Origin of the sequence: Salegentibacter salegens (assembly GCF_900142975.1) — a bacterium.
GTDB lineage: Bacteria > Bacteroidota > Bacteroidia > Flavobacteriales > Flavobacteriaceae > Salegentibacter > Salegentibacter salegens.
Genome location: NZ_LT670848.1, coordinates 399,127 through 424,705 on the forward strand (window position 1 = coordinate 399,127; position 25,579 = coordinate 424,705).

The following is a 25,579-nucleotide window of genomic DNA, read 5'->3' on the forward strand; positions in this document are numbered from 1 at the left end:
TTTAAAAAGTGATATTTGAAATAGACCTAAATGAAGTTCTTTTAAGTCTATAGAACTTTATTTAAAATCCCGTTTTTTTAGCCAGGCGTGAAGTAACTCGTTAAAAATAATGGGATGTTCCATCATCGCAGCATGACCGCATTTATCTACCCAATAAAGATCGGCATCGGGAAGTAAACGCTGAAAATCTTCAGCTACTTCTGGCGGAGTAACATTATCGTCTTTTCCCCAAATTATACAAGTTGGGGTTTTCATTTTTGGTAAATCTTTAGCCATATTATGTCTAATGGCACTTTTTGCAATTGCAAGTGTTTTTACCAGTTTGTTACGGTCGCTTACCGTTTGGTAAACTTCGTCTACCACTTCTTTAGTTGCCACTTCAGGATCGTAAAAAACATCCTGGGCTTTTTTCTTTATAAATTCATAGTCGCCACGACGCGGATAACTCTCGCCCATGGAATTTTCATAAAGTCCCGAGCTTCCGGTAATTATAAGACCCTGTACAATTTCAGGATATAACTTAGTGGCCAGTAAAGCAATATGCCCGCCAAGTGAATTACCTAGCAGGATTACTTTATCGTAACCTTTATAATCTACAAATTCTTTTAAATATTTAGCAAAAGTCTGTACGCTGGTTTTAAGTAGCGACATGGAATATAGGGGCAGTTCTGGAATTACCACTTTATAACCATGTTTCGGAAAATACTCTGTAACCCCATCAAAGTTACTTAAACCGCCCATGAGTCCGTGTAAAATAACTATCGGGGTTCCTTCTCCTTGCTCCAGGTACGTAAACTTTCCCTCTTGCCTTAAATTATTCTTCATTGATTGGCTTTGCGGTTAGCAATCGCAAATATAGCGATTTCATTACAAGTATAATCATTTTTGAGAAATAGCAAAGGCATTTAAGAAATGCATTTCTTCCTTCAATTTTAAAATTTTTAACACCAAAAGCACAATAAAAACCAAGCCTCTGAAACATAAACAAATAGCGCTATTTGATAGTCTTTCAGCGAAATACAGTGGAGAAACTTATCAACAAAGTGGTAGAATGTGGTAAAATGTGGTAAAATTTTCAATATATTTGACTCTATAAAGTATACAAGTGGTAAACCTCATTGGAACATACGAATGTAAAGCAGATGCCAAGGGCCGGTTAATGGTTCCTTCGGCATTAAAAAAGCAGCTTGCACCTATGTTGCAGGATGGTTTTGTGCTAAAACGTTCGGTTTTTCAGCCTTGCTTGGAGTTATATCCAATGCAGGAATGGAATGTTTTAATGCGGAAAATTAACGGGCTAAACCGCTTTAAAAAGAAGAACAACGATTTTATTAGAAGGTTTACGGCAGGGGTGAAGATGGTAGAAGTAGATTCTAATGGAAGGCTTTTAATTCCTAAAGATCTTGTGGGATTTGCCGGGATCAACAAAGAGATCGTGCTTTCTTCTGCAGTAAATATTATAGAGATCTGGGATAAAGATAAATACGAAAACACCATTGATGAAACTTCAGATGATTTTGCTGAATTGGCTGAAGAAGTAATGGGAAACGATGATTTAGATGCAATATCATAATCCGGTTTTATTAAAAGAATCTGTAGACGGTCTTAATATTAAGGAAGATGGCGTGTATGTGGATGTTACGTTTGGTGGTGGTGGTCATTCCCGGGAGATTTTAAGCAGGCTTGGACCTGAAGGGAAGCTTTTTGGCTTTGATCAGGATCAGGATGCTTTGCAAAACACTATTGAGGATTCCCGCTTTACGCTAATTCACGAGAATTTTAGATTTCTGAAAAGATTCTTAAGGTTTTACGGTATTAAACGGGTTGACGGAATTCTTGGTGATTTTGGGGTTTCCTCTCATCAGTTTAATGAAGCTGAAAGAGGATTTTCTACACGTTTTGATGCGCGCCTTGATATGCGAATGAATCAGGGGAGCAAGCTGAGTGCTTATGAAGTGATTAATGAATATGGTGAAGAACAGCTTAAAATGTTGTTCTACGATTACGCCGATTTAAAGAATGCGCCGAAGCTGGCGAATTTAATTGTTGAAGCCCGAAAAGAAAAACCTGTAGAAAGCAGTGAACAATTAAACGATTTGTTGAAACCGCACCTTTTTAAAGGAAAAGAAAATAAGATCCTGGCTCAGATTTACCAGGCAATTAGAATTGAAGTGAACCAGGAAATTGAAGCTTTAAAGGAATTTTTAAAGCAAACCGAAGAGCTGGTGGTAAAAAATGGGAGAATTAGTCTTATTTCTTATCACTCTCTGGAAGATAGATTGGTGAAAAGATATATAAGAAGCGGTTTGTTTGAGGGCGAGCCTGAAAAAGATTTCTACGGAAATATTTCGGTTCCCTTTAAAAAAGTTGGCGGACTAATAGTGCCTTCGGCTGAAGAGATTAAAGAAAATAACAGGGCGAGAAGTGCTAAGTTGAGAGTGGCTAAGAAATTATAGTTTCCAGGTCTTATGAAAAAAGGTTTTTACAACATACTACGGGCTAATTTTCTTATTAGCAGGGATGCGGTAAATAACTGGCGCTTTATAGTTTTTTGCACGCTGCTCGCTATTATTATGATTGCCAGTTCGCATAGTGCAGAAAGCAAGGTGCATAAAATAGCAAAACTTCATACCGAAGTAAGGGAACTAAAAAGTGAGTTTGTAGATCGTCGTTCAGCGCTTATGCGAATTAAAATGGAATCTACAATTACGCAAAAAATGAAAAACAGGGGAATTCTCCCTTCCGAGAATCCACCTTATAAAATTAAAGTGAATATAAAAGAGTAAATGGCTACATCTGAAAAAGGCATATTGAATAGATTGTACGTGGTTGCGGCCTGTATGTTCATTTTCGCCATTGGGGTAGGCGTGAAGTTGCTAGATATTCAGTTTGTTGAAGGAGATCATTATCGTGAGCTGGCTGAAGAGCGCACGGTACGAAGTTTTAAAATTCCTGCGAGCCGTGGAAATTTATACGATACCAAGGGCAATCTTTTAGCGACTTCAGTTCCTAAGTATGATATTAGGTTTGATGCGGTTACCGTTTCAGATAAAAATTTTCAGGAAAATATAGTGCCGCTTTCCAATAACCTTACTGAAATGTTTGGAAAATCTGCTGCTTACTGGTCTCAATACTTAAGACAGGCAAGAGCTAACGGCCAGCGTTATTTGCCAATTGCAAAAAATCTTGGCTATTCAGAATATATGAAAGTAAAAAGCTTTCCTATGTTCAGTTTAGGAACGTATAGAGGCGGGATGATTGTTGAACAAAGAACAGTTCGTGAACATCCGCTTGGGAAAATGGGAGAACGTACGGTTGGTTACGAGCGCCAGGATGAAAACGGCTATTTTACCCGTGTTGGCCTGGAAGGTGCTTTTAGTTCATATTTAAGAGGAACCGATGGCCGTAGATTAAAACAAAAAATAGCCAAAGGCCAGTGGAAACCAATTAGTGATAATAACGAAGTAGAGCCTAAAGATGGTTACGATGTTATATCTACCATAGATGTGAATATTCAGGATATTGCGCATCACGCTCTATTGAAGCAACTTGAATATTTTGAAGCCGATCACGGCACGGTGGTGGTTATGGAAACCAAAACCGGTGAAATAAAGGCGATGTCCAACCTTGGGCGCACGGAGACCGGAACTTATTTTGAAAAAAGAAATTACGCGGTTTATGAATCGCACGAGCCTGGCTCAACTTTCAAGCTAATGGCAATGACCGCCGCGCTTGAGGATAATGTGATAGACACCAGCTCGGTAATAGATACCGAGAATGGCGTGGTACGATATTACGGTAGAGCTGTTAGGGATTCCCGTCGTGGAGGTTATGGGAAGATCTCTGCTGCCAAAGCGTTTGAAGTTTCTTCTAATACCGCTTTTACAAAAATTATAACTGAAGGTTACAAAGATAATCCGGCCAAATTCGTAGACCGTTTATACGATATGGGTCTAAACAGTAAAATAGGTCTGGATATAAAAGGTGAGGGCTCTCCAAGAATTCCACATCCAAACGATAAAAACTGGAACGGTTTGAGCCTGCCATGGATGGCTTTTGGATACGGAGTTTCCATTACACCTTTACAAACTTTGAACTTTTACAATGCTATAGCCAATAATGGTGAAATGGTAAAGCCACGGTTTATAAAAGAAGTAAAAGAATGGGATAAAAGTATTTTAAAGGTGGATAAAGAAGTGATGAATCCAAGAATTTGTTCTCCTGAAACCGCTAAAAAACTTCAAAAAATGATGCAGCAAACTGTAGAAAAAGGCACTGCTGCAAATATTTATACGCCCAACTTTTCTATGGCGGGTAAAACAGGTACCTGCCAGGTGGAATACTGGATAGAGCCGGGAAGATATATTTCTTCTTTCGCAGGGTATTTTCCTGCCGAAGATCCAAAATATTCCTGCATTGTGATTATTCACAAACCTAAGAAAAGCAAAGGATATTACGGAAATATCGTTGCCGCACCGGTTTTTAAACAAATCGCCCAAAAAATTTATACCGATACTCCGGTGATGGATACTTTACCCTCGCTCGATATCCAAAATGATAAAGTGACAGACGACTTTGAAGCTTATTTCGCGAAAATTAATAACGAGAAAATCGTAATGCCCGATGTAACCGGAATGCCGGCTATGGATGCTGTTTCGCTTTTAGAAAATCTAGGTTTAAAAGTAGTTTTTAAGGGAACAGGAAAAGTTAACGGACAGTCCATTTCGGCAGGACAGAAAATAAAAACTAATCAGCAAGTAAATTTAAATATAGGTTGAGAGTCTTAAAAGACATATTATATAAAGTGCAAATCGACGCCGTGGTTGGAAATACTTCGGTAACTATAAACAAGCTTCAGTTTGATTCGAGAAAAGTTGAATTAAACGATGCTTTTGTAGCTATTCGCGGAAGTATTTCAGATGGGCATAAATTCATAGATCAGGCGATAAATCAGGGCGCACTAGCGGTTATTTGCGAAGAATTTCCGAAGGAAATAATAAATGGGATTACCTATATAAAAGTAGGAAATGCCCAGCAGGCATTAGCTTTTATGGCTGCCAATTATTACGATAATCCTTCAGAAAAATTAAAACTGATAGGCGTTACCGGAACCAACGGGAAAACTACCATTGCCACACTTTTATACAACTTGTTTACAAAAGCAGGTTTTAAAGTCGGTTTACTCTCTACGGTAAAAGTAATGGTTGCTGAAAATTCTTTTGATGCGGTTAGAACTACTCCAGATTCTATTACGATCAACGATTATTTAAAGCAAATGAACGATGAAGGCGTGGAGTTTTGCTTTATGGAAGTGAGTTCGCACGGAATAGATCAGCATAGAACCACGGGCCTTGAATTTGCCGGTGGAATTTTCACAAATTTAAGCCACGATCATTTAGATTACCACAATAGTTTCGCTGAATACCGCGATGTAAAAAAGCGGTTTTTTGATGAATTACCAGCTTCGGCATTTGCCTTAACAAATTCAGATGATAAGAACGGGCAGGTAATGCTTCAGAATACTAAGGCGCAAAAATATACTTACGCTTTAAAATCTTACGCCGATTATAAAGCGCAGATCCTTGAAAATTCTTTCACAGGTTTACTATTAAAAGTAAACGACCAGGAATTATGGACCCGCCTAATTGGGAGTTTTAACGCTTACAATGTCTTGGCGATTTACGCTACTGCAGAACTTTTAGGACTGGAAACCCTGGAGAGTTTAAAGATTATAAGTGAACTCAGTTCGGTGAGCGGGCGGTTTCAATATATTATTTCAGAAAAAGAAAAGGTAACCGCAATTGTAGATTATGCCCACACGCCCGATGCTTTAAAAAATGTACTGGAAACTATAAACAGTATTCGTACAAAAAATGAAGAGCTCATAACTGTTGTGGGGTGTGGCGGAGATCGTGATACCACCAAAAGACCAAAAATGGGGCATATCGCTTCGGCTTTAAGCACGAAGGTAATTTTTACCAGCGATAACCCAAGAACCGAAGATCCCGAGAAGATTATTGAAGATGTTGAAGCCGGTGTTGAACCGCAGAATTACAAGAAAATTATGTCGGTAACCAATAGAAAACAGGCTATAAAAACCGCCTGCCAAATTGCCGGGGAGAACGATATAATTCTTATAGCCGGAAAAGGCCACGAGACCTATCAGGAGGTAAATGGGGAACGTAAAGATTTTGACGATCTAAAGATAGTGACCGAGTTTTTGAAACAGTTAAATAAGTAAGCCCACTTTTTCCATTTGGAAGAGTAACCAGAAGATATGTTATACTATTTATTTCAATATTTAGATGCAGAATACCAGGTGCCCGGGGCGCGCTTGTTTGAGTATATCTCCTTTAGATCGGCGATGGCTATTATTCTTTCTTTGGCAATATCTACCATTTATGGGAAGAGAATAATTAATTATTTGCAGGCTAAACAGGTTGGCGAAAGTGTTCGCGACCTTGGTTTAAGGGGGCAAAGTGAAAAAGCGGGAACACCAACAATGGGTGGGGTGATCATCATTTTTGCTACGCTTATTCCGGTTTTGCTATTTGCTAAGCTTGAAAATATTTATGTAATCCTGCTAATAGTAACCACCCTTTGGATGGGCGCTATAGGTTTTATAGACGATTACATTAAAACTTTTAAAAAGGATAAAGAAGGCCTGCAGGGTAAATTTAAAATTTTAGGCCAGGTTGGCCTGGGAATAATTGTAGGAGGAACTTTGTTTTTTCATCCGGGAGTGACGGTAAAAGAGGAAACCAATCAACCTGCTCCAGAGCAGCAGGAGTTGGTAGATAGCTTTCAAAATATGCGGGAAATGGGCCCTGAGCTTAAAACGACCACCACTACAATTCCTTTTGTTAAAAATAATGAATTCGATTATTCGAGTTTAATTAGTTGGATAAATCCTGCTTTGGCAAATTATGCCTGGTTGATCTTTATTCCCATTGTGATTTTTATTGTGACCGCGGTATCTAACGGGGCCAATTTAACCGATGGAATAGACGGCCTCGCGGCAGGTTCTTCAGCGATAATTGTACTCACGCTAGGTATTTTCGCCTGGGTTTCGGGTAACATAATTTTCTCAGATTACCTGAACATTATGTACATCCCGCGATCTGGTGAGATGACGATTTTTATAAGTGCTTTTGCAGGAGCTTTGGTTGGATTTTTATGGTATAACACCTATCCGGCGCAGGTTTTTATGGGAGATACGGGAAGCTTGACAATTGGCGGAATTATAGCCGTTATCGCAATCGCCACCAGGAAAGAATTATTGATCCCTATTTTATGCGGAATTTTTTTAATGGAAAACCTTTCGGTGGTGCTGCAGGTTGCCTGGTTTAAAATTACTAAGAAAAAGTATGGTGAAGGTAGAAGGATTTTCCTGATGTCTCCTTTACATCATCATTATCAAAAAAGAGGATATCACGAAAGTAAAATAGTTGTTCGCTTTTGGATTATTGGAATTTTCCTGGCCATTGTAACTATAATCACACTAAAAGTAAGATAAGAAATAGTGAAAACTGAAACTCAAAATACTAACAACTCTGGTAAAAAACTGGTGATTCTCGGCGGCGGCGAAAGCGGTGCAGGGACTGCCATTTTGGGAGTTAAAGAAGGTTTTGAGGTTTTTGTTTCAGATAAAGGAAAAATTAAAGAAAAATATAAGTCGGTTTTTGAAGAATTGAAGATCGATTGGGAAGAAGAAAAACATACCGAAGCTAAAATTTTAAATGCTGAGGTAGTAATGAAAAGCCCGGGAATACCAGATTCAGTAGCTATTGTAAAACAGCTGGAAGAAAAAGGCATTCCGGTGATTTCAGAAATTGAATTTGCCGCGGCTTTTACTTCAGCAAAAATTATTGGGATTACGGGAAGTAACGGGAAAACCACCACCACAAAATTTGTACATCATATTTTAAAAAATGCAGGCATAAAAGTGGGAATGGCAGGCAATGTAGGTGACAGCTTCGCAAAGCAAGTGGCTGAAACAAAACCCGACTGGTTTGTATTGGAATTAAGCAGTTTTCAGTTAGACGGAATTAAAGATTTTAGGCCGGATATTGCAGTTTTAACCAATATCACACCCGATCATTTAGACCGCTACGAGCATAAACTCGAGAATTATGTTTTTTCAAAATTCAGAATTGCCGAAAACCAGACTGAAGAAGATTTTTTCATCTACGATTTAGACGATGAAATTATTAAAAACTGGTTAGATAAGAATCCGGTTAGGGCACAACAATTACCATTTTCTCTTCAGCAAAAAGTAGAAAATGGTTCATATATAGAGAACGAAAATATTATAGTTAATATAAAAAACAACCAATTTAATATGCCAACAACAAAATTAGGTTTACAGGGTAAACACAATACTAAAAATGCTATGGCTGCGGCCACTGTTTCCCAGTTACTACGAATTAGAAAAGAAACTATTCGTGAGAGTATGGAGAGTTTTCAGGGGGTAGAACATCGTCTGGAAAAAGTACTGAAAATAAATAATGTTCAGTATATAAACGATTCTAAAGCAACCAATGTAAACGCAACTTTTTATGCTTTGGAGAGTATGGAAAGCGAAACCGTTTGGATTGTTGGAGGTGTAGATAAAGGAAACGTTTACGACGATCTTTTACCATTGGTAAACGAAAAAGTAAAGGCAATTATTTGCCTGGGAGTAGACAATCAAAAACTGATGCAGAATTTCGGGAATTGTGTAGATACCATTGTAGAAACAGAATCTATGAAAGAAGCTGTAAGAATGGCCTACAGTCTTGCCGAAAGAGGAGATTCGGTATTGCTTTCTCCTGCCTGTGCGAGTTTTGACCTTTTTGAAAATTACGAGGATAGAGGTCGCCAGTTTAAAGATGCGGTTAGAGATCTATAATGCTTTATTTCGTCAAGCTGAACTTGTTTCAGCTTCTAACATTTATTACTAAGAACTTAGATCCTGAAACAAGTTCAGGATGACGATAGCTAAGAGAATATTATTAAAAATTAAATGAGCAACATTTTTTCAAATCTTAAAGGCGATAAGGTTATCTGGGCTACGGCCGGGCTGTTGGCTATATTTTCATTTCTGCCGGTTTACAGTGCCAGTAGTAACCTTGCGTATCTATATGGAGATGGTAGCACCTTCCAGTATGTGGTGGTGCATTTCTTCCATTTGCTTTTAGGCTTCTGTTTGCTCTTTGCCGTGCATAAAATTCCCTATCATTATTTTAGAGGACTTTCCATTTTATTCTTACCGGTGGTAATTGTATTGTTAATTTATACAGTTGCCCAGGGAACAATGATAGATGGGGCTTATGCAAGTAGATGGATCCAAATTCCGGGCTTAGGGGTTTCGTTTCAGTCATCTACCCTGGCATCGGTAGTTTTAATGATTTATGTGGCACGTTACCTTTCAAAAAAAACTAATGAAAATCTCACTTTTAAAGAGTCAATTTTACCGCTTTGGCTGCCTGTAGGAGTAGTATTATCCTTAATTTTGCCGGCCAATTTCTCCACTACTGCCATTGTTTTTGCTATGGTACTGGTATTGATGTTCTTAGGCGGATATCCTATGAAATACCTTGGAATTATCGTAGCGGCAGGTTTGATTTTGCTCACCATGTTCATTTTAACAGCTAAAGCTTTCCCCGGACTTTTACCAAATAGGGTAGATACCTGGGCAAGCCGAATTGAAAGCTTTTCTAACGATGAAGATACCGAAGCAGATTATCAAATTGAAAAAGCAAAAATTGCGATAGCCACCGGTGGCGTTGCCGGAACCGGGATTGGAAAAAGTGTACAAAGAAATTTTTTACCGCAATCTTCTTCAGATTTTATCTACGCGATAATTGTAGAAGAAATGGGGTTAATAGGTGCCTTTGGAGTGATGCTCGCGTATTTGTTATTGCTTTTCAGGATTGTGATCGTAGCGACAAAGGCCAATACGGTTTTTGGAAAATTACTGGTTATGGGCGTTGGTTTGCCAATAATCTTTCAGGCTTTAATTAATATGGGCGTTGCGGTAGAGTTGTTCCCGGTTACGGGACAAACTTTGCCTTTAATAAGTAGTGGGGGAACTTCTATTTGGATGACCTGCATGGCGCTGGGAATTATATTAAGCGTAAGCGCCAAACGTGAGGAAATGAAAGAAAGGGAAGAAGCTGAAAAAGAATTGGATGATGAAAATCCGTTAGATATTTTAAGCGAAGCCATCTAACCAGCATGATGCTGGACACAATAATTTGTGAAAGAGATGAATGTGATTAAAAGTATATGATTAAGTTTTAAAATAGGGATTAAAATTTAAAATGATGAAAAAGGATTTACGTGTAATATTATCTGGAGGCGGCACCGGCGGGCATATTTACCCGGCCATTGCTATTGCCAACGAGATAAAAGTACGTTATCCTGAAGCAAAAATATTGTTTGTTGGTGCCAGTGACAGGATGGAAATGGAAAAGGTGCCACAGGCAGGTTACAAGATAGAAGGTCTTTGGATTAGTGGAATTCAGCGAAAGTTAACTTTTAGCAATTTTATGTTTCCTTTCAAATTATTGAGTAGTCTGGCAAAATCCAGAAGAATAATCAGGGAATTCAAACCAGATATTGTAATTGGAACCGGCGGATTTGCTAGCGGACCATTACTAAAAGTGGCAAGCTCTAAAGGAATTCCGAGCTTAATACAGGAGCAGAATTCGTTTCCGGGAATTACCAATAAGCTTTTAGCAAAACAAGCTGATAAAATTTGTGCCGCTTATGAGGAAGTAAAAAGATTTTTTCCTGCCGAAAAAACTATAATTACCGGCAACCCGGTAAGACAGGATTTGCTGAAGATTGACGAAAACAGGGAAAAAGCCCTTGCACATTTTAATCTTGAAAAAGATAAAAAAGTGGTTCTGGTTTTAGGAGGAAGTCTTGGTGCAAGAAGAATTAATCAATTGGTGGAAGCCAATTTAGAAAGATTTAAAGAAGAAAATATTCAGCTTATCTGGCAAACGGGCAAGCTGTATTTCGAAGAATATAAAAAGTATAATTCAGGTTTGGTGCAAACGCATTTATTTCTGAATGAAATGAACCTGGCGTACGGTGCTGCAGATGCGATTATTTCCAGGGCTGGAGCCGGCACGGTTTCAGAATTAAGCATTGTGGGAAAACCCGTGCTTTTTGTTCCGTCACCAAATGTAGCTGAAGACCACCAGGCAAAAAACGCAATGGCGGTAGTAAAGAAAAATGCCGCGATGATGTTGAAGGAAAATGAACTGGATGAAAAATTTGAAACCCAGTTTTTTGGTTTAATGTCTTCAGAAGAGAAGCAAAAAGAACTGGGAGAAAATATAAAGAAACTGGCTTTGCCAAATGCAACCGCCAGGATTGTAGACGAAGTAGAAAAATTGATTAAATAAAGATATCAAGACCTCACAGGTTTCTTAAACCTGTGAGGTCTCAAGAAAATAGAATGCAGGATTTAAATCACATACAAAACATTTATTTTATCGGCATTGGCGGTATTGGGATGAGTGCGTTGGCGCGTTACTTTAAATTCCAGGGAAAAAATGTGGCCGGTTATGATAAAACTTCAACTTCGCTTACCAGAACGCTGGAGGCCGAAGATATTGTTGTGGTTTATGATGAAATAATGAATGCTGTTCCTGCTGAATTTATGCAGAAAGAAAATACGCTTGTGGTTTACACGCCCGCAGTTCCTGCAGCACACGACCAACTGGTTTATTTTCAGGAAAATGAATTTACGCTAAAGAAAAGAGCTGCTGTGCTTGGGTTGATCTCTAAAGGAAAAACCACGCTGGCCGTAGCGGGAACTCACGGTAAAACTACAACCACGGCAATTTTAGGTCATCTGCTTAAAGAAACAGGAGCAAAAGTCACCGGGTTTTTAGGCGGAATTAGCGAAGATATTCAAAGTAATTTAATCCTAAAAGGCGACGAAGTTATTGTAGTTGAAGCCGATGAATTTGACCGTTCATTTCTTCATCTTTCGCCAAATATCGCGGCTATCACTTCTATGGATGCCGATCATTTAGATATTTATGGCAAAAAAGAGGAGCTGGAAAATACCTTTAGGCAATTTGCCACTCTTGTGCCAGAATACGGAACGCTCTTTGTGAAAAATGGCTTGCCGCTGGACGGAATTACTTTTGGAATAGAAGACAATGCCGATTATTCGGCGCAAAATATAAAGATTGAAAATGGTAGCTACCATTTTGATCTAAAAACTCCTAGCGGAGTTATTGAAGATTTTATGTTTAATCTACCCGGCAAACACAATTTGCTAAATGCTATAACCGCCCTGGCGATGGCTATCCAGTATGGATCCCCAATCCCCAAGCTAGCCAGGGCGTTATATAGTTTTAAAGGTGTTAAACGTAGATTTTCTTATAAAATTAAGTCAGATAAGCTGGTGCTTATAGACGATTATGCACATCACCCCGCAGAGATTGCTGCGGTGAATCAGGCTATAAGGGAAATGCATCCAGGGAAGAAGGTTTTAGCAGTTTTTCAGCCACATTTATTCAGCAGAACTAAAGATTTTGCCGATGATTTTGCTGAAACCCTTGCTTTGTTTGATGAGTTGCTGTTGCTGGATATTTATCCGGCGCGGGAATTGCCAATTGAAGGAGTTACTTCAAGCTGGCTTTTGGAGAAAGTTCAGAATTCAAATAAAAAATTAATTCAGGTAGAAAATATTATTGAAGAAATAAAAAGTTCAAATCCCGAAGTTGTGGTGCTTATGGGCGCCGGTAGTATTGGAGAAGAAGTGGAATCTATAAAAAACGCCTTGCAAGATGAAGCTTAAACTTAAGTACATAAAACTACCTGTTTTACTCATTTTGGTGGGTTTTCTGTTCGGTTTTGCTGAAAAACGGAATAATGCACGTAAAATAAGCGAAGTAAAAGTGCAATTTGTAACGGGTGAAAACCTGTATGTTACTGAGGAAGCGGTTAATAAGTTGTTGATACAAAATGATGTGGCCGCGGCGGGCATAGACAAAGAAATTTTAGATTTGAATAGGGTAGAAAGCCTTTTGAACAATCACGATATGATAGAAAATGCTGAAGCTTTTTTAAGTCTGGACGGCAAGCTCCAAACTAAAATAAGTCAGCGTAAACCCATTGGCAGAATAGTGGGATATTCTTCTTTTTATTTAGACAGAAATGGTCGTGTAATGCCGCTTTCGCCATATTATGCTGCACGAGTACCATTGGTTATGGGAGTAGATTCCAGTAATGTAAACAAAGCATATCCTGTGGTAGATTATATTCAGAAAGACGAATTTTTAACGAGGCATATTACCGCCGTAAAACGTTTGCACGGAGATAAATTTGAATTAGAAATGAGAAAACTTGACTTTAAGGTATATTTCGGTAAGGCCGATAATATAGCCTTAAAGTTCAACAATTTTAAAGCATTTTATAAAAAAGCTTTACAAGACGGGAAATTAGAGACCTACAAAAAAGTGAATTTACAATTTGGAGATCAGGTTGTTTGCACTAAAAAGTAAATTATGGAACACAACGAGATAGCCGTAGGATTAGATATTGGTACCACAAAAATAGTGGCCATGATTGGACGTAAGAACGAGTATGGAAAGGTAGAGATCGTAGGTATTGGGAAATCCAAAAGCCTTGGTGTGCACCGTGGAGTGGTAAATAATATTACCCAAACCATTCAGTCTATACAGCAGGCTATTCAGGAAGCTGAAGCAGATTCAGGATTAAAAATTAGCGATGTAGTGGTTGGTATTGCCGGCCAGCATATAAGAAGCCTTCAACACAGCGATTACATTACCAGGCCAAACCCAGACGAGGTAATTGACGCCGATGATATTCACAGCCTTTGCAACCAGGTTCACAAGCTTGTGATGTTGCCGGGCGAAGAAATTATTCACGTTTTACCACAGGAATTCAAGGTAGATGGGCAAGCAGAAATTAAGGAACCTATCGGGATGTATGGCGGAAGATTGGAAGCCAATTTCCACGTGGTAGTGGGCCAGGTTTCTTCCATTAGAAATATTGGAAGATGTGTGAAAAGTGCCGGTTTAGAACTTTCGGCAGTGACTCTAGAGCCATTGGCTTCAGCTAACGCAGTATTGAGCCAGGAAGAAAAGGAGGCCGGGGTTGCGCTTATCGATATAGGTGGCGGGACTACCGATTTAGCCATTTTTAAAGACGGAATAATCAGGCATACCGCGGTAATTCCTTTCGGTGGAAATGTAATTACTGAAGACATCAAAGAAGGATGTTCAATTATAGAAAAACAGGCTGAATTGTTGAAAATTAAATTCGGTTCTGCCTGGCCTGGGGAAAATAAAGACAATGAGATTGTTTCTATTCCCGGTTTACGCGGAAGAGAGCCTAAGGAAATTACCTTAAAGAATCTTTCAAAAATTATCCACGCTCGTGTAGTTGAGATTATTGAGCAGGTTTACCTGGAAATTAAAAACTATGGGCACGAAGAACAAAAGAAAAAATTAATTGCCGGAATGGTCTTAACAGGTGGTGGCGCACAGTTGAAGCATATTAAACAACTTGCTGAATACATTACCGGGATGGATACCAGAATTGGATATCCTAACGAGCACCTGGCAGGAAATAACGATACCGAAACCACCAGCCCGGTTTATGCCACCGCGGTAGGTTTGGTAATGAATAGCCTGGAACACGGTGAAAAGAAGTTTCAGGAAGAAGTAGTGCTGAAAAGCAAAGAAGAAAGAGAAAGGGAAGAAGAGGAGTTGCAGAAAGATTTTGAACAAAATATGCCAGAGGGTGATGATTTAAAACAAGATCCCGAAGCTCCCAAAAGACCGCCCAAAAAGAGCATTTTCGATAAATGGGCCGAGAAGTTTAAAGATTTTTTGGATAACGCAGAGTAAATACCTCGAGGTAATCCCACGAGGAATAGAATTAAAAAGTAAAAACATTTCGGCGTAAGCGTCGAAGCATATAAAATCTCACTTAGTGAGTAAAAGAGAGAACCAGTAAAACAGAATTTATGAGCAGTACAGAATTCGACAACATTGCATTCGATTTGCCAAAGAATCAATCGAACGTCATTAAAGTTATTGGTGTAGGTGGCGGAGGCAGCAATGCCATAAACCACATGTTCCAGTTAGGGATAAAAGGAGTAGATTTCGTGGTTTGCAATACCGATGCACAAGCCCTTGATAATAGCCCCGTTCCTAATAAAATACAGTTAGGTGTAAGCCTAACCGAAGGATTAGGAGCCGGTGCTAACCCGTTAATTGGGGAGCAGGCAGCCGTAGAAAGTTTTGATGAAATTAAACAAATGCTTGATGTAAATACCAAAATGGTATTTATCACTGCAGGTATGGGAGGTGGTACCGGTACAGGTGCGGCTCCTGTAATTGCGAAACAGGCAAAAGATATGGATATCCTTACCGTTGGGATCGTGACCATTCCTTTTCAGTTTGAAGGGAAAATGAGGAATGAGCAAGCGCAACTTGGGGTAGAAAAATTAAGAAGTCACGTAGATTCCTTAATTGTAATCAATAATAATAAACTTCGGGAAGTATACGGGAATCTTGGGTTTAAAGCCGGTTTCTCTAAAGCTGATGAAGTTTTAGCAACCGCCTCAAGGGGTATTGCTGAAGTTATTACACATCACTACACGCAAAACATTGACCTTAGGGATGCGAAAACCGTATTAAGTAACAGCGGAACTGCAATTATGGGATCGGCCCAGGCCACTGGTGCAACCAGGGCTCAGGATGCTATAAGTAAAGCATTGGATTCTCCTTTATTGAACGATAATAAGATTACCGGTGCCCAAAACGTATTACTGCTAATCGTTTCGGGTGGCGAGGAAATTACTATCGATGAAATTGGAGAAATCAACGACCATATCCAGGCAGAAGCCGGGCACAGCGCCAATATTATTATGGGTGTAGGTGAAGATGAAGCTTTAGATGATGCAATTTCGGTAACAATTATCGCTACGGGGTTTAACGTAGAGCAACAAAACGAAATTGTAAATACTGAAACCAAAAAGATTATCCACACCCTGGAGGATGATCAAAAAGCGGAACAGAAATTAGATCCGAAGAAAAGAGGTTTTTACCCAAAATACAATCAACAGATTGAAGAACCGAAACAGGAACAAGAATCTAATACTCCCGAACCAGACAGTACTATTGTGCATACCCTGGACGATAGTGTAGAGGAAGTAGACGAGATTGGGAATATTCAGGTGAAAGAAGACGAATTATACAAAACGCCAAAATCGGCGCGGGATATGGAAGTTTCTTATGAAGAAATAAATCCAGATGATTTTATCATTAACGATACTTCAGAAGAAATAAAATCTATGGAAGTGAATGAGCCAGAAGAGGTTCAGAATGATAATGACGATCAGATAATGTTTACTTTCGATTTTCCTATAAATCAGGAGAAAAAAGAAGAGCCAAAACAGGAGGAACCTAAGCAGGAACAGCCCAAGGCTCAGCAACCAAAAACAGAGCAAAAGCAGGAGGTTAGACATCAGCTTGAAGAAGATGAGTCTAAAAATATTGAAGTAAATGAGCCTGTGGAGGTCGTACCGGTAACCGAGAGTTCTACTCGCGGGGTGAAACGTTACAGCCTGGACGATTATATGGAATTTGAGCAATCTTTAGACAAATCAAAGCCCCAGCCTAAGAAGAAAGAAGAGCCAAAAGACGAAACTATCGCTTTCGAAAAGAAAACAGTAAAACCGGAACCTCAAAATCCTGAGAAAAAACAGGAAGAAAATGAAGGGGGAGAAGACCCGTTTAACAATCCTATTTCTGAAGTTTTAATAGAGCGTGCAGCCGAGCGTAGGGCAAAAATGAAAGAATTTAATTATAAGTTTAGAAGTAATGCCGCCCAAATTGATGAAATTGAAAAGCAACCTGCTTATAAAAGACAGGGCGTAGACCTGGAAAAAAATCAACCAGGAGAAGGAAAATTATCGCGAACTTCTTTAGGAAAAGACGATAATGATGATCTTCATTTTAGAAGAAACAATTCCTTTTTACACGATAATGTAGACTAACACCAATCTTTTTTATATTACTGTTCATAAAAAAAGGTGCCTCGCAATGGGCACCTTTTTTGATTTTATAAAACCACTTATTTAAGTTTTTTTCTCGGCTTCAATATCTTCGGTATCCTTTCTTCTTTTAATGAGAGAAATCCCTGAAATAAAGAAAATAAAGCCAATAATGGCCAGTGCCCAGGGGCTTAACATAAGAGCAATACTTCCAAAAATTCCCAGAATTCCCATTACCAATGCAATAGCACCGCCAACGGTTAAGATAATTCCTAAGATTTTAATCATAACTAAAATGTTTTGGTTAGGAGATTAAAGGTAACCAAATGTTTGAAAATCAAAGTGCGATTAACATTTCTTAAAGAAACAAGCCTATGGTTTTGGAGTCCATTTTTCTATTTCTGAAATTGCTTCAGTTTCATCACCCCAACCTTTAATTTCTAAAACCTGAGATTTATCATAATAAGTAAACCAGCTTTCCAGGATTTTAATTACTTCAGGATAATTTGAAGTGAAAGTTTTATAATTTTCAACGCTAATAATTTGATTCTTTAATTCCGCAGGAATAGCAATTATCTTATAATCAAGTTCATTCTCGTCTATTAATTTAACCACTGCAATAGGGATAATTTCTATGATGCTGCCAGTTTTTTGACTTTCACCCAGCACTAACACATCTACCGCATCACTATCACCGCCTTGTTTGGGATCAGAAAATGTTGAAGGAATAAATCCATAATTCCCGGGATAAGGGAGAAAGTTTATAATACGATCTTTACCATCTCTTTGGTCTATTAAAAACTTCTTTTTGGTTTTATGATATTCAATTTTTTTATTGGTTCCTGCCGGAATTTCAATTACTGCCCGGTAATTTCCATCAATGGTTTTGGTTGGTAATTTTCCTAAATCTTTTGAGGTTTTACAGGCAGAAAAAATGAGAAGTAATCCCAAACAAATCCTAAAGCGGAAAATTTTCATCTTTTAAATTTTAGTCCCAGTAGATCATAAAATATTTAATTTTAGCCTCATCGGGTATTTGTGAAGCTCTAATTTTAGAATCGGTATCATACCTAAGATCTGATGGTAGTTCCTTTTTATCTATGGTGATGTAAGCGTTTATCTCATCGAGAAAAACCACCGCCGCATTAAGTGTATTTTCAATTCTGGAAATATTATAATCTTCCATAATTTCTTTAAAAGTACTGGCTGTACTCAAACCTGTTTTAGTTTCATATCTAGGATCAAGAACTCTTATGTAGCCGACAGTGCTGGTAGAATCAAATTCCTGCAGTGGCTCTAAAATCATTAAGGGTTTACCGCCTTTTTCAAAAACTTTTATTTCGCTGGTAGCCCGAAACTCATCAGCGCCACTTTTTTGTTTTACTAGAGAATCTTCAGAAAATAGGGAGTCTAACTGGTTAATTTTAATATCCCGGTTAACAGGGCCAACCTGGTTAGCAGTAATTAAAAAAGGATTGTCTTCATCTTTTTGACAGGAGGTTAAACTTAAAGTTAAACCTAGAATAAGTAGCAAGAATTTTTTCATTTTTTAGATTGAATATTGATGGTGTTTATTTTAATAATTTGTTGAGCACGCCCATTACGCCTCTTATAAAAGTAGCACTGGTAAGCACTTTAATTACTGCTCCCTGGGTTTTGCTGGTCGTCTTTCTGGCTGTTTTACTACTGGCCTTTTCACGTTCTAAAGCTTCAGCAGTTGACTTTTCCCTGGCTTCTTTTGCTTCGGCTTCCTCTATTTTTTTATTCAGAAGTTCATAAGCGCTCTCACGATCAATTTCTTCGTTATATTTTGGCCGTAGTTTAGATTGTAAAATAAGTTCTTCAAGTTCGGTATTGGTTAAAACATCCATCCTGCTCATTGGTGCTCTTAGCATTGTAGCAGCCAGGGCAGAAGGTCGTCCTTTCTCGTCTAATGCCGAAACGAGCGCTTCACCAATACCTAACGAGGTAAGCTGGTTTTTGGTATCGTAATATTCGGAAATCGGATAATTTTCAGCCGATAATTTTATGGCTTTTCGGTCTTTGGCAGTAAATGCTCTTAAAGCATGCTGAATTTTTAAACCAAGCTGGCCTAATACTTCTGCAGGAACATCGGTGGGATTTTGGGTCACAAAATAAATTCCCACGCCTTTAGATCTAATTAACTTTACAATACTTTCAATTTGATCCCTCAATGCACCTGAAGCTTCCTTAAAAATAAGGTGAGCTTCATCTATAAATAAAACGAGCTTAGGTTTGTCGCTATCGCCTTCTTCGGGAAAAGTGGTGTAAATTTCTGCGAGTAAACTCAGCATAAAAGTTGAAAATAACTTCGGTTTACCCTGAATATCGGTAAGCCGCATTATATTTACATAACCGTGGCCATTTTCATCTTTTCTTGTAAGATCGGTTACTTCAAAAGAGCGTTCACCAAAGAAGCGTTCTGCCCCTTGCTGCTCCAGTGCTACAATTTTTCTTAAAATAGCTCCTGTTGATGCGCTGGAAATTCTTCCGTATTCATTTTCTATAGTTTCCCTACCTTCATTTGTAACATACTGAAGCATTTTTTTAAGATCTTTAAGATCCAATAACGGCAATTGATGATCGTCGCAGTATTTAAAGATGATGGCGAGAATCCCTTCCTGGGTTGGGGTAACATCTAAAATTCGTGATAAAAGAATAGGGCCAAATTCACTTACTGTGGCCCTTAAACGAACGCCATCCTGCTCTGAAATTGTAAGAAATTCAACCGGTGATTTTGAAACTTCAAATGGGAAACCAATTTTTTTATGTCTTTCGTGAAGAAATTCTTCTCCAGACGAGGGTTTTGCGATCCCACTAAGATCTCCTTTTACATCCATTAATAAAACCGGGACACCTTTTTGCGAAAGGTTTTCAGCAAGAATTTGCAGTGTTTTCGATTTTCCTGTTCCTGTTGCTCCGGCGATCAAGCCGTGGCGGTTCATGGTTTTTAGCGGAATTTTAACCGCCGCATCAGCAAAAGTTTCACCGTTTAGCATTGCCGCACCCAAATGAATATAATCTCCTTTGGGTTGGTAGGCATTGCGAATATGATTTACAAATTCTTGTGTCTTATCCACGTTTCAAATTTCCTTAAAAATAAGAATTGTTGGGAATAATTGCTGGTTTTAAGCCAATTTACTTTAAATGAAAAAATTATTTCACTGGATTTTCTAAAAGTTCTATGTTTCCCTTTGTAGCGTTTATCTTCGCTTTCAATCCATTAGGAACGGTAATGTTATCGTCTATATGGCCAATCATCGCTCCAGAAAAAGCAGGAATATGTAAAGGTTTTATATAATGATCCATTACTTCTTCCATGGTTAGGGATCCATAACCAGAGCCACCGGGATTGCAGCTGGTGCATTTGCCGAAAACAAATCCGCTAATTTTATTCAAAACTCCACCCAATTGCAACTGACTCATCATACGGTCTACGGCATAAATTTGTTCGCCTACATCTTCTAAATACAGGATATTATTTTCCCAGTTTGTAGGAAAATATTCTGATCCCATAATGCCCGTAAGTACCGAAAGATTTCCGCCTATAAGTCGGCCGGTAGCCTCGCCGGGTTGAATAGTTCTAATTCGATTTTTAGTTTGCACAAGATTGTCACCTTTATCCTCAGGATTGGTAAAAGTGATTTTCTCTTTATCGAATAACAAACGCTTAAAATGATCAAAACTGAAAGAATTCCAGGTAGAAACCGCCAATGGTCCGTGGTAAGTTACCAGGCCTGTTTTTTCGTAAATAGCCAGGTGTAGTGCAGTAATATCGCTATAGCCTATAAAAATTTTTGGATTGTTTTTTATAGCTTCGTAATCTAATTTGTCCAGGATTCTCGCCGCACCAGATCCACCACGAAGCGCCATTATCGCTTTTATAGAATGGTCGCGAAACATATTGTTGAGTTCCCCGGCACGCTCTTTATCGGTTCCTGCGAGGTGCCCGTAGCTACTTTTTACGAACTTGCCGAATTTCACTTTTAAGCCCATAGCCTCCAGGCTTTCTTTAGCAATTTCGTAAGGTTCGGTTTCAAAAATCGCGCTGGAAGGGCTCACCACACCAACCGTATCGCCTTCTTTTAATCCCTGCGGAATTATAACCGAATTATTTGCTGGGGCGATTTTATCAATTTCAGTAAAATTTGCCAGCGGAAAAGCTAAACTTCCAATTCCTATATTTTGAATGAATTTTCTACGTTGCATTTGTGATGATTTATAAAAATTAAAGTTAGTAATTATCACGAATGTTGAGCAGTACTTTTTCCATTTCGGCTTTTAAAACCGTGGTCGGGACGGTGTAATTACTATTCATAAAACTGAAAATGAGAATTTTTCCGCTTTTGGTTTTTAGGTATCCGCTAAGGCTGTGATTGTTTTTTAAAGTCCCCGTTTTGGCAAAAACATACGGCTCATCTGCTTTGTAATAATTTTTTATTGTTCCTGAATGTCCACCGGTAGGCAGCATATCCAGTAGTTCTTTTTCAGGTACTTCAGCTCTAATTTTCTTGAGCAATTTAACGATGCTTCGGGGCGTAAAAAGATTATAGCGTGAAAGCCCGGAGCCGTCGTACCACATAGGTTCATCGGGCAGGTCTTTCAAATGATTTTCCTTCATATAATCTATTGCAATATTAGATTTTAAAGTGTCTGAAATTTTCCCGGCCGCCATTATTAGAATCTGTTCAGCAATAAAATTATCGCTTACTTTCAGCATTTCTTTATATACACTATCACTGGGAATACTGTAGCGTGTATTGTCCAGATTTTTATTTATTTCTGAATTTTGAACCAGGCTAATAGGTTTTTGTAGGGTATCATTTAGAAGTTTCAGGAGAATTTCCGAAGAATATTTAAAGGGTACAGATTGTGAAAACTCCGATTGCTTTTTTTGATTATTAAATTGAAAACTATTCTTACCTAAATCACGCCTAAGCCGGGTTGAAACGAAGCTTTCTTTAGAACTTATCAGTGAATCTTTAAAAATTGAAGGAGAAACCACGGGGAACTCCTCATTTTTTTTAAACTTAAATCCTACCATATTGCCATAAATAGGAAAGGCAGTCCGCTCAGCTGAATAATAGGCGTTATAATCGTCCCAGGCCCAACCCGGTCCCTGGTGTTTCTCTATATAGGATGGTTCTACATAAACTAAATGATGTGAGTTGTTTTTTAAAAATTCAAAAATTGATGATTTTGGTAAATTTTCATTTAGAAATGATGGGTCTCCTGTGGCTTTAAAATAAAGCGTATCGTTTTTAATAGAATATTTAAGCGCAGGAATAGAATCACCTAATATTTTTAGGCCTGCATAGAATGTAAATAGTTTGGTATTGGAGGCCGGGGTGAAATATTTATCGGCATTATGGCTATAAATAGTTTTGTCTTTTTCGGGATCTACAAGCATAAATCCTGCAAATCCCTGTTCAAAAACCGGGGATTGAGTAAAAATTTTATCTAAGGGCTTGCTGATTTTGCGTGTAGTTGAACACGAAGCAAGCGCAATTATAATTAAGAAAAAAACGGAGTTTTTCAGTAATAATTTAAAAGTCGGGTAGATTTTCACGATTATAAAATTTTAAACAGGTTTGATAATTTTTAAAAAATTAGCACAAAGTTAATTTAATTAGTAAGAAGTTAATAAAAGTTTAATTTTTAAGTCAACAAATTTGTCTGCTTCTGGCGCTTTTCGGTATATTTAATTTATAATTCAGAAAACTTTAACACAAAAGGAATGAGAAACAAATTAACAATTATGGCCTTGCTGGCATTTTTCCAGGTTAGCCTGGTTTTTGCCCAGCAACAAGAAGTAACCGGGACGGTTACTGTGGCCAGTGACGGAATGACACTGCCAGGCGTAAATGTCATGGAAAAAGGAACCAGCAACGGTACCGTAACCGATATGGACGGGAATTATGCTATTGAGGTTGCAGAAGATGCAGTTTTAGTATTTTCATCCCTGGGTTTTGAGCGCCAGGAGCAACCGGTGAATGGACGGAATATAATTGATGTAATTATGACTGAAGATCTTGAAGGTTTGGATGAAGTAGTAGTTACAGCACTTGGAATTTCCAGGGATAGAAAATCTTTGGGTTATGCAACTCAGGAAGTTGACGGGGAAAACTTTACCCTTACCAATGAGCAAAACGTTTTGGGATCACTGTCGGGTAGAGTTGCCGGCGTGCAGGTTACAGGGGCTTCCGGATCAAGTATGGGTGGAACCCAAAAGATAAAAATTCGTGGAATAAATTCCTTGAGCGGAGGAGGTGAACCTTTGCTTGTTGTAGATGGAACACCAATTTCTAATGCGAATTTTGCTGGAAGTGCTGGTGCAGATTATGGAAACCTGGGGCAGGATATAAATCCTAATGATATAGAATCTGTAAATGTACTAAAAGGTCCTACGGCTTCCGCATTGTATGGTATTAGAGGACAGTATGGGGTGATTATGATAACCACTAAGGATGGTGCGAAAGGCGTAAAAGATACCCGGGTACAATTAAGTTCTAATGTATCAATAGAACGTGCCGGTAATTTTATGCCAGTACAAAATATGTATGGGGCTGGTTCTTCCCAAAGTTTTAGCACATTACCAAACGGTGATCCATATGTAGCACTTGGGGTAGATGAAAGTTGGGGCCCTAGAATGGATGGTACTCCTGTAAGACATGCCTGGAGTTTTTATCCACAGGATCCTGGTTATGGTGAATTAGCGCCTTTTAGTCCGCAACCAGATAATATTGAAAATTTTTACGAAACGGGTCACAATATCAATAATAATATTAGTATAAGTGGAGGTAATGAAAATACTTCTTATCGTTTAAGTGTAAATGATACTCGTATTGAAGGTGTTGAGCCTAATACTTATCTAAAGAGAAATAATATTGGATTAAACACCAGTCTTGATGTAAATGATAAAATCACGGTTAATTCAAATGTGAATTATGCGCGTAATGATGCGCAAAGGCCTCAACAGGGTTCTGAATATGGGACTGGTTACTTTGTACAATGGTTTCAGCGTAATATAGATATGAATAAGCTTGAAAACTATCAGTATGCTGATGGAACATTTCAACACTGGAATTTACGCTCACCAAGTTCAACTACTGGTGAAATCACTAATTTTAGTCCGCTATACTGGAATAATCCATACTTTGAGGCTTATGAAAACACCAATAATGATAGAAGGGATCGTTTCGAGGGTGTAATCTCAAGTCTGTCTAGACTTTGAAAATTAAATTAAAATTTTTAGACTAGATTATGACACAAGAAGAGATTAAGGAATTAAAGGAAAAAGCATTAAAACAATTTTTATCAGGAGAATCCCTAACCGGCAAAAACGGCGCTTTTGCTCCAATGCTTAGGGAGTTTATGGAAGAGGCCCTGGAAGCAGAAATGTCTTCGCACCTTTCCGATGAAGAAAAAGGCTCAAAAGCAGGTAATAAGCGTAATGGCAAAGGCAAAAAGACCCTAAAGAGCAGCCAAGGGGACGTCACCATTAACACGCCCCAGGATCGTAACAGTACCTTTGAGCCGGAGATCGTAGCGAAACGCCAGCGTATCCTGGCCGATAATTTAGAAAAGCAGATTATAGGCATGTACGGGATGGGCAATAGCCTGCGGGATATCTCAGCTCATATAGAGGAAATGTATGATTCCAAGATATCCACACACGTTCTAAGTGATATTACGGACCGGGTGATTCCCAAGGTTAAGGAATGGCAGGATCGCCCCTTGGAGCCGGTATATTGCATCCTATGGCTCGACGCGATGCACTTCAAGGTACGCGAAGAAGGCAAAGTAAAGCACAAGGCCTTGTATAATATTTTAGGAATAAATAAAGCTGGAAGAAAGGAAGTGCTGGGTATGTATATCTCGGAAAGTGAAGGGGCCAATTTTTGGCTTCAGGTGCTGACCCAATTAAACAACCGTGGCTTAAAAGATATTCTGATTGCCTGTACGGATAATCTTACGGGCTTTAGTGAAGCCATTCATTCTGTTTATCCCAAGACTGATATTCAGCTATGTATTGTCCACCAGATCCGCAATAGTATGAAGTATGTGGCCAGTAAGGATCAAAAAGATTTTATGAAAGACCTTAAACTGGTGTACAAGGCTGACACCAAAGACCAGGCTGAATCGGCTTTACTGGATCTGGAAGAAAAATGGGGCAAAAGATATCCCATAGTGATCCGTTCCTGGAATGATAACTGGGACCGATTGAGTGCTTATTTTGAATATACCGCACCCATTAGAAAACTCATATACACCACAAATGCCGTAGAGGCTTTTCACCGGCAGGTAAGAAAAGTAACCAAGACCAAAGGCGCTTTTACCAATGATATGGCACTATTGAAGCTGGTTTACCTAGCTACCAGAAGAATTGAAAAGAAATGGAACGCCCCACTGCAGAACTGGGGTTTGGTAGTTCAACAATTAGCTATTAAATTTGAAGGTCGGCTAGAGTTGGACTTAGCCACCAATGAAACGAAAAACTAAAATTTTCTTCTCCCGGGG

Annotated in this window: 22 protein-coding genes; 15 read left to right on the plus strand and 7 right to left on the minus strand. The window is 38.6% G+C overall.

Annotated features, from left to right (window positions below; all coding sequences use genetic code 11):
* Nucleotides 1-57: 57 nt before the first annotated feature.
* Entirely contained in the window at nt 58-825 is a 768-nt protein-coding gene (locus tag B5488_RS01785; protein WP_079733711.1) for an alpha/beta fold hydrolase, read from the minus strand.
* Between the two features lie 280 nt (nt 826-1,105).
* Between B5488_RS01785 and mraZ the strand changes: the two genes are divergently transcribed.
* The 13 genes from mraZ to ftsZ all read left to right on the plus strand — a co-directional run bounded on the left by mraZ (nt 1,106) and on the right by ftsZ (nt 17,041).
* The gene (mraZ, locus tag B5488_RS01790) at nt 1,106-1,573 is read left to right on the plus strand and encodes a division/cell wall cluster transcriptional repressor MraZ (RefSeq protein WP_079733712.1); all 468 of its coding nucleotides are present in this window, start codon (nt 1,106-1,108) and stop codon (nt 1,571-1,573) included.
* Nucleotides 1,560-2,456 (plus strand): 16S rRNA (cytosine(1402)-N(4))-methyltransferase RsmH, encoded by an 897-nt coding sequence (gene rsmH, locus B5488_RS01795; RefSeq protein WP_079733713.1) that lies wholly within the window; start codon nt 1,560-1,562, stop codon nt 2,454-2,456. The genes mraZ and rsmH overlap by 14 nt, the downstream gene beginning before the upstream one ends.
* 12 nt (nt 2,457-2,468) lie before the next feature.
* Entirely contained in the window at nt 2,469-2,786 is a 318-nt protein-coding gene (locus B5488_RS01800) for an FtsL-like putative cell division protein (protein WP_079733714.1), read from the plus strand.
* On the plus strand, nt 2,787-4,778 hold the full coding sequence (locus B5488_RS01805) for a penicillin-binding protein (RefSeq protein WP_079733715.1): 1,992 nt from the start codon (nt 2,787-2,789) through the stop codon (nt 4,776-4,778).
* Entirely contained in the window at nt 4,775-6,241 is a 1,467-nt protein-coding gene (locus B5488_RS01810) for a UDP-N-acetylmuramoyl-L-alanyl-D-glutamate--2,6-diaminopimelate ligase (protein ID WP_079733716.1), read from the plus strand. Before B5488_RS01805 ends, B5488_RS01810 begins: the two co-directional genes overlap by 4 nt.
* A gap of 36 nt (nt 6,242-6,277) precedes the next feature.
* Nucleotides 6,278-7,516 (plus strand): phospho-N-acetylmuramoyl-pentapeptide-transferase, encoded by a 1,239-nt coding sequence (gene mraY / locus B5488_RS01815; RefSeq protein WP_079733717.1) that lies wholly within the window; start codon nt 6,278-6,280, stop codon nt 7,514-7,516.
* A gap of 6 nt (nt 7,517-7,522) precedes the next feature.
* Nucleotides 7,523-8,890 (plus strand): UDP-N-acetylmuramoyl-L-alanine--D-glutamate ligase, encoded by a 1,368-nt coding sequence (gene murD / locus B5488_RS01820; RefSeq protein WP_079733718.1) that lies wholly within the window; start codon nt 7,523-7,525, stop codon nt 8,888-8,890.
* A 114-nt stretch (nt 8,891-9,004) separates the two neighbouring features.
* Nucleotides 9,005-10,213, plus strand: coding sequence for an FtsW/RodA/SpoVE family cell cycle protein (locus tag B5488_RS01825; RefSeq protein ID WP_079733719.1), 1,209 nt, complete (start codon nt 9,005-9,007; stop codon nt 10,211-10,213).
* Between the two features lie 94 nt (nt 10,214-10,307).
* Nucleotides 10,308-11,399 (plus strand): undecaprenyldiphospho-muramoylpentapeptide beta-N-acetylglucosaminyltransferase, encoded by a 1,092-nt coding sequence (gene murG, locus B5488_RS01830; protein WP_079733720.1) that lies wholly within the window; start codon nt 10,308-10,310, stop codon nt 11,397-11,399.
* A gap of 53 nt (nt 11,400-11,452) precedes the next feature.
* On the plus strand, nt 11,453-12,808 hold the full coding sequence (murC, locus tag B5488_RS01835; protein WP_079733721.1) for a UDP-N-acetylmuramate--L-alanine ligase: 1,356 nt from the start codon (nt 11,453-11,455) through the stop codon (nt 12,806-12,808).
* A complete protein-coding gene (locus B5488_RS01840) occupies nt 12,798-13,514 on the plus strand; it encodes a cell division protein FtsQ/DivIB (RefSeq protein ID WP_079733722.1) in 717 nt (238 codons plus the stop codon). Before murC ends, B5488_RS01840 begins: the two co-directional genes overlap by 11 nt.
* A 3-nt stretch (nt 13,515-13,517) precedes the next feature.
* Nucleotides 13,518-14,885 carry a cell division protein FtsA gene (ftsA, locus tag B5488_RS01845; protein ID WP_079733723.1) on the plus strand — a complete coding sequence of 456 codons (1,368 nt, stop codon included), beginning with the start codon at nt 13,518-13,520 and terminating at the stop codon, nt 14,883-14,885.
* 119 nt (nt 14,886-15,004) lie between these two features.
* Nucleotides 15,005-17,041: a cell division protein FtsZ gene (gene ftsZ / locus B5488_RS01850; protein ID WP_079733724.1), complete on the plus strand. Its 2,037-nt coding sequence runs from the start codon at nt 15,005-15,007 to the stop codon at nt 17,039-17,041.
* Between the two features lie 81 nt (nt 17,042-17,122).
* Here the strand turns inward: ftsZ and B5488_RS01855 are convergent, their stop codons facing one another.
* The 6 genes from B5488_RS01855 to dacB form a co-directional block, all read right to left on the minus strand.
* The gene (locus B5488_RS01855; protein WP_079733725.1) at nt 17,123-17,326 is read right to left on the minus strand and encodes a hypothetical protein; all 204 of its coding nucleotides are present in this window, start codon (nt 17,324-17,326) and stop codon (nt 17,123-17,125) included.
* An 84-nt stretch (nt 17,327-17,410) separates the two neighbouring features.
* Nucleotides 17,411-18,016, minus strand: coding sequence for an inorganic diphosphatase (locus B5488_RS01860; protein WP_079733726.1), 606 nt, complete (start codon nt 18,014-18,016; stop codon nt 17,411-17,413).
* 10 nt (nt 18,017-18,026) lie between these two features.
* A complete protein-coding gene (locus B5488_RS01865; protein ID WP_079733727.1) occupies nt 18,027-18,584 on the minus strand; it encodes a hypothetical protein in 558 nt (185 codons plus the stop codon).
* A gap of 25 nt (nt 18,585-18,609) precedes the next feature.
* Entirely contained in the window at nt 18,610-20,139 is a 1,530-nt protein-coding gene (locus B5488_RS01870; protein ID WP_079733728.1) for a helicase HerA-like domain-containing protein, read from the minus strand.
* A gap of 76 nt (nt 20,140-20,215) precedes the next feature.
* Nucleotides 20,216-21,268, minus strand: coding sequence for a S66 peptidase family protein (locus B5488_RS01875; protein ID WP_079733729.1), 1,053 nt, complete (start codon nt 21,266-21,268; stop codon nt 20,216-20,218).
* Nucleotides 21,269-21,293: 25 nt separating this feature from the next.
* Complete coding sequence (gene dacB / locus B5488_RS01880; RefSeq protein ID WP_231919787.1) at nt 21,294-22,628, minus strand: D-alanyl-D-alanine carboxypeptidase/D-alanyl-D-alanine endopeptidase; 1,335 nt, start codon at nt 22,626-22,628, stop codon at nt 21,294-21,296.
* Between the two features lie 168 nt (nt 22,629-22,796).
* Between dacB and B5488_RS01885 the strand changes: the two genes are divergently transcribed.
* Both B5488_RS01885 and B5488_RS01890 read left to right on the plus strand, forming a co-directional pair.
* A complete protein-coding gene (locus tag B5488_RS01885; protein ID WP_079733730.1) occupies nt 22,797-24,293 on the plus strand; it encodes a carboxypeptidase-like regulatory domain-containing protein in 1,497 nt (498 codons plus the stop codon).
* Between the two features lie 29 nt (nt 24,294-24,322).
* A complete protein-coding gene (locus B5488_RS01890; protein WP_079733433.1) occupies nt 24,323-25,561 on the plus strand; it encodes an IS256 family transposase in 1,239 nt (412 codons plus the stop codon).
* Nucleotides 25,562-25,579 lie beyond the last annotated feature (18 nt).